Source organism: Erwinia persicina (genome assembly GCF_014838825.1).
Taxonomy (GTDB): Bacteria; Pseudomonadota; Gammaproteobacteria; order Enterobacterales; family Enterobacteriaceae; genus Erwinia; species Erwinia persicina_A.
In genome coordinates this window covers 56963-69147 of sequence record NZ_JACYMO010000005.1, presented here as the reverse complement: position 1 = coordinate 69147, position 12185 = coordinate 56963, and the positions used below count along the sequence as shown (strand labels likewise).

8 protein-coding genes are annotated in these 12185 nt (G+C 57.4%); 2 read left to right on the top strand and 6 right to left on the bottom strand.

The genetic code is table 11. The features are described 5' to 3' along the window. Positions 1-49: 49 nt before the first annotated feature. Positions 50-2110 (bottom strand): AsmA family protein, encoded by a 2061-nt coding sequence (locus IFU29_RS13790; RefSeq protein WP_191934425.1) that lies wholly within the window; start codon positions 2108-2110, stop codon positions 50-52. Between the two features lie 62 nt (positions 2111-2172). After that, positions 2173-2946: a cyclic-guanylate-specific phosphodiesterase gene (pdeH, locus tag IFU29_RS13785; protein ID WP_191934424.1), complete on the bottom strand. Its 774-nt coding sequence runs from the start codon at positions 2944-2946 to the stop codon at positions 2173-2175. A 286-nt stretch (positions 2947-3232) separates the two neighbouring features. Here pdeH and IFU29_RS13780 point away from each other — a divergent pair, with 286 nt between their 5' ends. After that, positions 3233-4165: a sugar kinase gene (locus tag IFU29_RS13780; protein WP_191934423.1), complete on the top strand. Its 933-nt coding sequence runs from the start codon at positions 3233-3235 to the stop codon at positions 4163-4165. Here the strand turns inward: IFU29_RS13780 and IFU29_RS13775 are convergent. Further along, positions 4137-5417, bottom strand: coding sequence for an alginate lyase family protein (locus IFU29_RS13775; RefSeq protein ID WP_191934422.1), 1281 nt, complete (start codon positions 5415-5417; stop codon positions 4137-4139). The genes IFU29_RS13780 and IFU29_RS13775 overlap by 29 nt on opposite strands. A gap of 408 nt (positions 5418-5825) precedes the next feature. On the opposite strand from IFU29_RS13775, the gene IFU29_RS13770 reads away from it, so the two are divergent. Then, on the top strand, positions 5826-6701 hold the full coding sequence (locus tag IFU29_RS13770) for an alpha/beta hydrolase (RefSeq protein WP_191934421.1): 876 nt from the start codon (positions 5826-5828) through the stop codon (positions 6699-6701). Between the two features lie 89 nt (positions 6702-6790). On the opposite strand, the gene IFU29_RS13765 is transcribed toward IFU29_RS13770, so the two are convergent. The 3 genes from IFU29_RS13765 to hmsP all read right to left on the bottom strand — a co-directional run bounded on the left by IFU29_RS13765 (position 6791) and on the right by hmsP (position 12156). Further along, positions 6791-8272: a M16 family metallopeptidase gene (locus IFU29_RS13765; protein WP_191934420.1), complete on the bottom strand. Its 1482-nt coding sequence runs from the start codon at positions 8270-8272 to the stop codon at positions 6791-6793. Positions 8273-8694: 422 nt separating this feature from the next. Further along, positions 8695-9969 (bottom strand): dicarboxylate/amino acid:cation symporter, encoded by a 1275-nt coding sequence (locus tag IFU29_RS13760; protein WP_191934419.1) that lies wholly within the window; start codon positions 9967-9969, stop codon positions 8695-8697. A 189-nt stretch (positions 9970-10158) separates the two neighbouring features. Beyond that, positions 10159-12156: a biofilm formation regulator HmsP gene (gene hmsP / locus IFU29_RS13755; protein ID WP_191934418.1), complete on the bottom strand. Its 1998-nt coding sequence runs from the start codon at positions 12154-12156 to the stop codon at positions 10159-10161. Between the last annotated feature and the right edge of the window lie 29 nt (positions 12157-12185).

Genomic DNA, 12185 nt, shown 5'->3' with positions numbered 1-12185 from the left:
CCGACCCAAAAAAGGTCGGCCCTGCAGGCGTAACGGATCGTCCCCCGCGCTATTTCCCGTTTTTCATCTGCTGCAACACGCGCGTACACTGATTGTCGTCGTTATCACTCGGCGAGACCAGCGCCAGCAGCGCCGCTGCTGGCCCGACGACGGCGCCCAGCGCGACCGCTGCTGCACCGCGTGCGATCAGCGGACCCGCTTTGACCCCGGCGTCCGGGCTCTTAAAGGTACCCCGTACGTACAGCGGTGAACGCAGGGTGACAATCCTGATGCCCTTACTGTCAGGGTTGATCGACAGATCCAGACGCTCGTTAGCAAAGTTGGCCGTGCCGGTGATATTGATAATTGCGTTTTCTGTGTCAAACACAAACAGCCGCGAGGTCGCCAGCCCGCTTTTCACATCCAGGTTCGCCGCCGCACAGTTGATCCTCACCTCATCATCGCCAAACAGCTTACCCACCACGTAGTTACCGACGTTCAGGCCGACGATTTCCATCAGACTGCGGCTGATCAGCCCATTATTCATCAGCAGTTTCAGATCGCCATTGCTGGTCGCCAGCAGGTCAGCCACCGAATTCCCGCGCCCGCTCAGGGTGGCATCACCGTTCAGCTGGCCCAGCGCGCTCTGCATCGCCTCAACGCCCGGGAACAGCTGGCGCAGTTTGAGCTTGCGGGCATGAAGGTCAATACGCCCCTGCATGGGGGTTGTCTTGCCCTCCAGGCGAACGCTGGCGTTCAGGCTGCCTCCCGCCATGCCAAAGCTGAGCGGATCGAGACGCAGCGTGCCGTTTTTCATGATCAGATGAGTGGAAAGGTCGCTAATCGGCAGGGAGCTGCTGTGTTCAATACGACGGCCTTTGAACGTCACATCCGCATCCATCACATCCCAGCTTTTGGTATCAAAAGTGTCATGCGGGAGCACACGATCCGCTGGCTGGCTGGACGCCTCACCGCGCCCGGCCTTCGCTTTGGCGGTCTTTTCACTGCCTTTGCCTGAATCAACACCGATCAGCGGCCCGAGATCGGCCATACGTAACTGGCGGGACTCCAGCGCCCCTTCCAGCGTAGGCCGGGGTTTGCCCTGCCGGTAGGTCAGGGTGCCGTGGATATCACTGTCACCGATATGACCGTTAAAGTTTTTATAGCGGAACACCGCACCGCCCTTCTGCCGGAAGCTCGCGGTCAGATGACCGTCGGTTTCATAGGGTGGGGTGTCCGGCAGCAGGACGCCGGTCAGGCCGTAGAGGTTGGCCAGCGTATCACCGGAGAAACGCAGGCGGAGATCTACCCCGCCGGGATTCATCGGGTCCTGCACGGTACCCGCCAACCGCACGCGGGTGGTGCCGCTGCGCACATCGGCCTGCACCGGGAACGGGGTATTCTCACTGCGCAGCGACAGCATGCCACCCGTCTTGCCCTCTCCGCTGAGCTTTTCGTTGTTATAGGTGCCGCTGGCTCGCCAGCCGAAGACAAAGTCAGCCGCTCCTTTTTGTCCGTCCTCCCCTCCGGCCAGCTGGGCATAGGCCACCGGTTTGCCCAGTGGGTCAACGGCCACCTGAACATCGGCCTTATTCACCGCATCGCGGTAGCTGATGTGCCCCTGGTCAAAAACAACGTTATCCAGCCGGAAAGACCAGGTGGATGGCGTCTCACGCTCACCCGGCTCCCCGCTGTCAGCGAGGGTAAACGTCCAGTTATTCTTGTGGTCGGCAGTCTGCACCAGCTTCGCCACCGGCTGTTGCAGCTTGATCCACGGCAGGTAGACCTGCTTACCCAGCAGGGCCAGCGGTGAGAGTGTGGCGTCAATACGCGCCAGATGCAGCATCGTGACATCGGGGATTTCAGGCGGATTGCCCAGCATAATATCCTGAGCATGAACATGTGGCCAGGGCACCCAGCGCCGCCAGCCAGGTTCGTCACGATGACGTTCCCAGGACACGCCCAGATCGCCACGTATGGCAAAAGGGCGGTTAATTTCCGCTGAGACTTTCTGATTAATGGTGGGCTTCAGGCGATTCCAGTCAAAGGTGGCCATAAACAGGATCGCCCCCCCTACCAGTACGACTAATATCCCCGCAATCCAGCTAATGACTTTCCCCTTACGCGACATTCGTCGTCTCCTTGATGGCTATCCGTCTCTGCTAAAGATAGTCGAGACGGCAGCACATGGCATCAGACGAAGATCAGCGGCAGGGTTTCCAGCTGTTCAAACGGCATCGGGCGGGCGAAATAATAGCCCTGAGCGGCACAGGCGGGAGAATTGCGAACCTGCTCCCACTCCTCTTCAGTTTCCACCCCTTCCACAATCACGCCTTTGCAGTAGCGATTGATCAGCGCCAGTAACATGCCAAACAGGTTGCGACCCTCTTCACTTTCACGCAGCAGGATAAACAGCTCACGAGCGAGTTTGATGTAGTCATATTTCAGTTCGGTCAGCGCGGAGAAGTTTGCCATGCCGGAGCCAAAATCGTCCAGCCACAGGGGGCCCAGTTCAGGCATCTGTGCAATGATCACTTCCTGCGGTAATACATGGTGCTCAACCAGCTCAAAACGCACCCAGGGGCAGCGCGCAATCAGCTGACGAACGGTACTGTCGTGCTGGATAGCCAGCAGCGTTGGCCCGTCGATATTGACCGACGCCACCATATTGGTACTGACAAATTTCCTTTCCCATCTGGCCAACAGCGTAAGCTGCTCGGCCACAATATGCAGGCGTTGAGGGATCTCAAGCGTTGCAAAATAAAGCTCCGGCGATACTCTTTTGCCTGGGGCGGTCGGGTGGAAAACCGCCGTGAGCAACTCAATTGCCATCAGGCTACCGTTAACCCGGTAAATGGGCTGAAAGTTATAGGAACGCTGGCACTGCTGCCACCAGGCAGGTTCTTTAAGCTGCTCTTGTTCGACAATTGCGTTCGGTAACCGGTGACTGAGGCTATTCAGCACCATTATTGTGACCCTTTTTTTGTGAGACCGCCTTCATATGGCATCCCGTGCTGCAAGTATTGGCATCGTCTCTGAGAACGTTAGCCATACCGCCACCACGTAAATGTCACCCATGGTAACAAAAGTGCGTGAATTCAATCGTTAAAACAGGCACAACTTAGGGCGTTTTATCAGCAGTTGGCCGAGAATAAACTCTCTTCACAATAAATTTAAAACGTCGTTTTAAATCGTTGACTGTTGTCTTCTGCAGGGCGAGACTAGAGGCAGATTTCTTATTGAGCGAATGACCATGACGCAACAGAAACTGGCCGTGATCGGCGAATGTATGATTGAACTCTCCCAGCAGGGCCGCGAGATGAGCCGGGGATTTGGCGGAGACACCCTGAACACGGCCGTCTATGTCGCACGCCAGGTCCCGGAGCAGGCGCTGCGGGTGGATTATGTGACCGCGCTGGGCAGCGACAGCTTCAGCCGCGAGATGGTCGCGGCCTGGCAGAGCGAAGGGCTGCACACCGACCTGATCCAGCGGATGGAGGATAAGCTGCCGGGACTGTATGTGATCGAAACCGATCCGCAGGGTGAGCGTACTTTTTACTACTGGCGCAACGACGCCGCCGCACGCTACTGGCTGGAGGGTGAACGCGCCGAAGCGATCTGCCGTCAGCTGGCCCACTACGACTATCTCTATCTGAGCGGCATCAGCCTTGCCATCCTCTCTGCCCCGGCGCGCGAAAAGCTGTATGCGCTGCTCGCCGCCTGTCGCGCCAACGGCGGAAAAATTATCTTCGATAATAATTACCGCCCGCGCCTGTGGCAGAGCCAGGAGGAAGCCCGTACGGCCTACCAGGCGATGCTCACCCTGACAGATATCGCCTTTTTGACGCTGGATGATGAGATCCTGCTGTGGGGGGACGCGCCGGTGGCAGAGGTGATCGCCCGCACGCAGCAGGCGGGAGCCAGTGAAATAGTGATCAAACGCGGGGCCGACGCCTGCCTGGTGGCCAGCGGCCAGGATGCACTGCTGGAGATCCCCGCCGTTCGCCTGCCACCGTCAGCCGTGGTGGATACCACCGCCGCCGGGGATTCGTTCAGCGCGGGCTATCTGGCCGTGCGTCTGACTGGCGGCAGCCCTGCGGATGCCGCACGGCGCGGGCACCTGACCGCCAGTACGGTGATCCAGCATCGCGGCGCGATTATTCCTCTGGCGGCGATGCCGGACTGACGCTGAAGCGGGGCACGGCGAGCAGCCAGGTATCGCGCAGTGCATCGGCCGTCGCCCCACGGGCTTTTGGATCGGCAGGCCGATCCCATCGGACCTTACGGATCGTCGCCTGATAGCGATCGCTATTGCGCTGGTTATCGGCCTGCGAGAGCAGCGGGATCAGCCTCACGCCGAGGTGATCGAGGCTGGGATAGGGCCAGGTTTTCCCACTGTCGCTGTACGGGGCCATAAAATCCAGCGCAGTGAGCAGGCTGGCCTGCTGCGGCGTGCGGTAATGCCATAAATCGCCGGCACCGCTGTGTCGGGCGACGGTCGCCAGCGCGGTCAGGGCCTGCAAATTAAACCAGCTGTAGTGGAAGGAGCGGGTGCGGGCCAGTTCTTTCGGCTGGCTGCCGTCGACGGCAAACTGGTCATTCATGCGCTTTTGGGCCTGCTCCAGCATAAGGCTAATGACCTCAGGACGCCCCAGATACCAGGCGATACCCGCTACCTGCGCGTTGTACCAGCTGCCGTGATTATTCTCCGCCCGCGCTTCACTTTTTCCCAGCCTGCTGGTCTGCAGCCAGTGCAGATAATCACTCATCCACTGCTGCATCTGTTGCTCATCCTCCTGCCGCCAGCCCGGTGCATTGCGCAGTATCAGCAGGGAATCGACGATGCGTGTCGCCAGATAGCGCCCGTCAAGCACGCCAGAGCGCCGCCCGTCCGCCCTGCCCGGCACGCCCTGGGCATAGTTCAGGTTGGGGTTCATGCGGGTGGCGGGGTCAGTAAACCAGCGGCGGATCAGCGCTATCGCCCGGCTGGCGTAACGATCGTCACCGGAAAAATACCAGGCCAGCGTCAGGGTCTGCACCCGTGCGCTAAAGGCTGCCAGCCGTACGCCGTCGCTGTCATTGTTTTTGCTGGCCGGATTGATCTGACCGTCACGCCGCACCCATGGCAGGCCGCCGGGAGCAGCAGCGTCCGGCCACCAGTAAGCGCTGAGGCTGAGGTAATCATGCTTTGAGCCGCCTGGCGGCATAAGTCCTTTATCGGTCACACTCATGAGCGGTGCCTTCAGCGCCTTGTCAGCCTCGCGCTGCAGCGCCTGCCATGCCTGCTGCGTCTGCGCCGGTGCCTGATGCTGTTGCAGGCGGGTTTTATTCAACGCCAGCGCATCCGCGTTCAAAAAGGCATATTGCTGTGCCGACACTGGCAGGCAGAACGCCACTCCCAGCAGTAAGACGATGACAGAACGTAAACTGAATCTCATCGGGGCTCCCCGTTCCGGTTTCATCAAACAGCATAGCCCGGGCGGAATAATACGCCGACAGCATTAATCAAAAATCTTGCATCAAATTATTTCCTGCAAGATCCCCTTTCAATAAAATGATTATTCCTGAATAAAAACAGCGATTGTGTAATTCGTTTGTGTTTAGGGAAATGTTTTAATATTGCTAATGTAATTATTCACAAAGGCAGACAGGGCGCGTCTTCCACCCGGTTAACCGTTAAATTTGAGTATATTCCGAAACTGGCTGCCAGCGGTGCGAAATAGTAGACGCCGGGGGAGGAAAACGGCACTGTTTCTCTGCAATACGCCGTGACAAATATCCCGCTTCCTTTTTTCTGCGGCTTCTATAATTTTATTCAACACCATAACAATAATTCAGGAGCGCCCATGAATGCTGAAATATTTAATCTCTGGCCTCACGGTGATGCGCCGGGTGCCAGCGACTCCCGGGCGCAGCCGCAGATTATTGATTTAGCCAAACCATTTGAACCCTTTGATCGGGCCGCCAGCGGCGTGCGCTGTCCGGAACTGGCTGTCTGGTACCCGGAACATTCCAATGGGGTGACGTTGCTGGTGGCTCCCGGCGGCGGTTATCAGCGTATCATGATCGACAAAGAGGGCAGCGCGCTGGCGATGTTCTTTACCTCCATGGGCTATACGCTGGCGGTGATGACCTATCGCCTGCCCGCCGACGGCCATCATGAAGGTGCCGATGCGCCGCTGGCCGATGCACAGCGGGCGGTCAGGGTACTGCGGGAACGTGCCCAGCGGGGCCGTAACGGTGAACGCATCGTGATGATGGGCTTCTCTGCCGGGGGCCATGTGGCCGCCAGCCTGGGCAATCGCTTCGGTGAGAAGCTCTATCCGGTGCAGGATGCTGCCGATGCCCTCTCGCCGCGTCCTGATGCTCAGGTGCTGATCTATCCGGTGATCAGCATGCGTGACGGACTGGCTCATGCCGGGTCGCGTTTGCAACTGCTGGGTGAGCACCCGGATCAGAAGGAGATTGATGCCTGGTCAATGGAGACACGCGTCAGCGGGAAAACACCGCAAACCCTGCTGATCCACGCCGTGGACGACGCGTCCGTTCCTGTCAATAACAGCATGGTGATGTTCAGCGCCCTGCGGGAAAACGGGGTACCCTGTGAGCTGCATTTCTACGAGAAAGGCGGTCACGGCTTTGGCATTCGCAACGTGGCCGATCTGCCCTTAGCCAGCTGGCCCATGCTGGTTAACGAATGGCTACGCGCGCGTCAGTGGTGAAGCCAGGTTGACGACGGGCGGACCAAAAACGAAGGTCCGCCACTGCCTGTCATACTGTTATCACAGACTGACCGAAAAACAGGCCGCCCCTACTGTGCTGGCGGACTGCCGTCGGTGGGTGCAGCATCAGCAGGCGCTGTTGCAGGGGCGACCGGCGTCATGATCTTCTGCCAGTTCTCCAGCAGCATTTTCACTTTCGTTTCCGGTTCACCCTGCGGTTGCATCAGCACCATCGTCATATCCTGAGTTAACTGCTGGCGAAGTTCCTGGTTGAGTATATCCAGCGTCATTCCTGACAAAAACGCCTGCCGCAGTTTCTGATACTGCTCCGGGGCAATGTCCACCACCGCATTCTGCTGCGAACGCAGACGCTGGCTCATCAGCACATCGGTATCGGTCCGCGCATAGGTGGCAAACAGCTTGTTCAGTTCGCTGGTTTTCTGCGCCATCAGCGCATCAAACTCCTGCTGCGACAGCCCCTTATCGCGCACGTTGACCATCTCTCTGGCAATCATGTCCAGGTTGCTGTTCAGCGCCGCGTTGTCGGCATCCATATTGATTGCACACTGGGCACGCTGGTATAGCACGCGACAGTCGAAACCGACCTGCATGCCCTGAGTTTTCTTATCACTCAGCACCTTCTGCACATGCCAGAACAGGGCTTCACGCGCCAGGTCGCTCTGCCAGTAACGCAGCAGATGCTGTGACTCACGGATCGGCTGCCACGGCGTATCCCACACCAGGGCCAGGCGATCCTGACTGATGGCATTATTCATCAGATTCACCGGCTGCTGCGGCAGCGGGGAGAGCGTGGGCAGTGCGGAAGGCTGGTCACGCTTGCCCTCCAGCGGAGAAAAGACTTTGTTAATCTGCTCGGACAGGCTGCGGCTGTCGACATTGCCGACCACAAACAGCGTCATCGCGTCAGGGGTGTACCACTGCTTGTAGAATGCGTAAAGCTGCGTCAGATCCACCGGCACTTTGACCGGTGCCCCCGGGTCATGCGCCAGCATCGCAGAGCCTTTCAGGCGGTAACGCCACCAGACATCCTGCGGGTTGCCAGGCCAGGTAGCAATCGGATCGGCAGCGTTGATCGCAGTGTTGATAACCTGCTCATTAATGGTCATTTTGCCTGCGGTGGCTGCCAACCAGTTGAGGGCTTCTTTCAGCAGTTCCGGGCGGTTGTTGGGCAGGCTGAGGTTATACAGCGTGTAGTCGTATGAGGTGATGGCGGGCGGCTGCGGATGTTGCGGATCAATGCTTTGCTGCCACAGTGACCGCTGCTGTGCCGGGTCAAGCGCGGCATTATGTACCAGCGCCAGACGAGGTATCAGGTGGCTGTAGCCTGCCTGCTGGGCGCTTTCAACCAGCGCGCCGGTATTGACCATCAGGCGGATCTCAATGCGGTCGCTTGGCCGCTGAGGGGTGGTGAGCAACTGCCAGCTAAAACCGTTCTCCAGTTTTCCCTGCTGCCAGGCAGGATCGGGTTGGAGTGTTTCAGCCTGTACAGTGCTACTGGCTACGGCCAGTAATATTCCACCAATTAATAGACGAATTCTGGTGCCCTGCATGTGAACCCCTACTCAATCACAAACCAAAAATTTTTCACTGGCGGTCTACGGCCAGCTTCTGTCTGGTTGACAGATAACTCCGGAAAGCCGCTGTTTATAAAGGAACAGCTTCTTAGACCACACATCGATGAGGATGTCGCACAGCGGAATGAAAAATAAAAAAGTATACCGTCAATCGTTCCGGCGGCTTCAGGGTGGCAGGGAAAAAACTCACCGGCCATCAGCCGGTTCGAACAGCGCTCACCCTGCCCGTAAGCTGACTCTGGTCAGTGATTCGGATGCAGAGTGAAGCCGACGCAGAAGCCGCCTGAAGCATGACGGATGGAAATATGAGGGTTATTATGCAAATGCCCGTGGTGAGGGGCAAGTCACGACGGGCATTTGCAGTGATTTTTTGTGAATTAAGTACTTAAGACGACCTTTCAGGCGGTTTTTTGACGCTTTTTCCCTGCATCCAGCGTCTCTTTTAACTGTGTTTCATCCAGCTGGCCCACCCACTTCGCTACCACCACGGTGGCCACGCCATTACCAATCAGGTTGGTCAGGGCGCGGGCTTCGGACATAAAGCGGTCAATACCGAGGATCAGCGCCAGTCCGGCCACCGGCAGGTGCCCGACGGCGGACAACGTCGCAGCCAGCACAATAAACCCGCTGCCGGTGACCCCAGCAGCCCCTTTGGAAGAGAGCAGCAGCACGACCAGTAGGGTGATCTGATGCCAGATATCCATATGGCTGTTGGTCGCCTGAGCGATAAACACCGCCGCCATGGTCAGGTAAATCGAGGTGCCGTCAAGGTTGAAGGAGTAACCCGTCGGGATCACCAGCCCCACCACCGATTTTTTACAACCCAGCTTCTCCATTTTGTCGAGCATACGCGGCAGGGCAGATTCAGAGGATGAGGTACCAAGAACGATCAGCAGCTCTTCTTTGATATAGGCGATAAATTTGAAAATATTAAAGCCAACCACCCGGGCAATCAGCCCCAGCACGATCACTACAAACAGCACGCAGGTAATATAGAAGCAGATAATCAGCTGGCCGAGTTGCACCAGTGAACCGACGCCATATTTACCGATGGTGAAGGCCATGGCCCCAAATGCCCCAATCGGGGCCAGGCGCATGATCATGTTGATGATGCCGAAAATCACCTTAGAGAAGCTGTCGATAAAGTTGAACACCAGGGTGCCTTTATCGCCCATGCGGTGCAGGGCAAAACCAAACAAAATGGCAAAAAGCAGAACCTGGAGAATATTACCGCTGGCAAAGGCACCGACCACACTGCCCGGGATCACATCCAGCAGGAAGGCCACAATGCCCTGCTGTTCCGCCTGCTGGGCATACATCGCCACCGCTTTGGCATCCAGCGTCGCCGGGTCAACGTTCATTCCGGCGCCGGGCTGCAACACGTTCACCACCACCAGACCGATAATCAGAGCAATAGTACTGACGATTTCAAAATAGAGCAGCGCCACCGCACCGGTGCGCCCTACCGCTTTCATACTTTCCATACCGGCGATACCGGTCACCACGGTGCAGAAGATCACCGGGGCAATAATCATCTTGATCAGCTTGACGAACCCGTCGCCCAGCGGCTTCATCTGGGCACCCAGTTCAGGGTAGAAATGGCCCAGCAACACACCGACGGCGATGGCTGTCAGTACCTGGAAATAAAGACTTTTGAACAGAGAAGTTTTCATAAAGAAGGTATCCGTTAACCGCGTTAATTGCTGTTGTTATCATTAAACGACAGCGCGAAAGTAACATCCGGTTAACAGGATTGGTATCGACTGACCGGGCCCTGGAGCCCCATAGCGCCATTTTTAAGAGCTGAATCACGTCAGCCGAAACTTGTATAACTAAAAAAACCAGAGAGACGGGTCTGCAATTCAGGGATGAGAGAGATATTGACGCGCAAACTCCGGCAGCGAAAGCGCTTCAGAGTAGAGATATCCCTGACCAATGTGAATGCCGCGAGCCAGCAGCCAGTCGCGCTGCTCAGCGGTTTCCACTCCTTCGGCAATCACGTCCAGCTGCATAATTTCGGCAATAGAGGAGACAATCCGCACCATGGTGTCATCCTGCGGCAGTACCGCAACAAAGCTGCGATCCATCTTCAGCTTGGCGATAGGCAGGGATTTAAACTGATTCAGCCAGTTCAGATTGGCGTACCCCATGCCGAAGTCGTCCAGCGCCACGGCGACCCCGGTTTTTTGCAGGGCCTGCAACAGCTGCAGCGCCTGCTCGGGTTTCCCCACGTCGGCGGTTTCGGTGATCTCCAGCATCAGGCTGCCGGGACAGATGCGGTGACGTTCAATCAGCTCCTGCAGGTGCGTGACCATGGAAGGCTCACGCAGCTGAATGGCCGACAGGTTGACACTCATCGTTAGCATAATGCCCTGCTGCTGCCACGCTGCCAGAATGCGGCAGGCCTCTTCAAATACCCAGCGCCCGAGGGCAGTGATCACGCCAATCTCTTCCGCGCTGGCAATCAGATCTTCCGGCAGGCTCCAGCTGCCATCCGGTTGACGCTGGCGCAGCAGCGCTTCAGCCCCCACCAGCGCGCCGTTGTTCATATCGATTTGCGGCTGCAGCCACAGCGCAAACTGCTGCTCCCTGATGCCCTGCAGAATGTCATGCTCCTGCGTCAGCCGTTTCTGCGCGCGTTCGGTCAGTGCCGGGTCGAAGAAACGAACCTGGTTCTTCCCTTCATGGCGGGCTGACATCATCGCCGAGGTGGCCCGGCCCAACAGGTCGTGGGCGTTCAGCTTATCCCCTTCATGCTGCACCATACCAATGCTGACGCTGGGCCGCAGTTGCATATGCTGTAACGTTACCGGCTGGTTCAGACGCAGCATCAGGTTACGCGCCAGCCGCAGCCCGCGGAACGGGTTGTTGGCCCGCTCCACCAGCAGCGCAAAGTCACTGATCGACAGCTGCGCCAGCACTGTGCGCTCATCAATACAGCCACGGATCTTGTCCACCAGCGTGAGCAGCAGCGCATCACGTTGGTCGTCAGTCACCAGGCCGTTAGTATCCTGTAGCGTTTCAATGCGCACCACCATCACGGTAAACGCGCCGGGGGTGTTCACAGCGAGCAGATGCTGCTCCAGCAGTGCCAGGAACAGGGTCTTATTGGGCAGGTCGGTGACCACAAAGCGGGTGCTCAGGTGGCTCATCTCATCATGCACGGAGGCCAGCATCTGCTGATTACGGTTGTAGTTACGGATCAGCAGACCAATTTCATCATTGCGGTGATAGCGCGGCAGCGCCAGCTGGTGAGTCAGGGCTTGCTGCGGCGTGAGATCCTGCAGTTCGCGGGCAATATTACGCATCGGACGCACCATCAGCCGGTTAATACACCAGCTGATCGACACCGAGAGGATCAGCGCCAACAGCAGATAGGCGGTGACCATGGTAGAAACGGCACTGAGGATAAACTGATAAACGCGCCAGGAATCAGCCTGCAATACCAGAAAAGCCAGCGGCTTAGGGTTGGCGGGCTGCACCGAATAGAGCGGAACGGTGATCTGCACCGGCAGCTCAAACAGATCCATGATAAAACGCGGGATGGGTTTTTCTGGTTCAAAATCCGTATGCAGCGCCTGTAAGCCGTTAGGAAGCACCACTTCCGCGCGGGCGAGAATACCTGCCGGGCGCAGCGAATTCAGTATAAATTCGGCCTGAGGAATATCGGCTTTCAGTACCGCCTGGGAAAGGGGCTGACGCACGGTATGCGCCACGTTCTCCATCTGCTGGGCGTAGTCAATCCTGCGCTGCTGCACAAAATGAAAAAGCTGTATGACGATAAAAATGCAAATGGTGACCACAGCAACGCTGGAAATCGTCGCCATTTGCTTAATCGTTAACGAACGACTGACGCGCAAGCCTGCTCTCCGAAGCGCAGAATTTACTG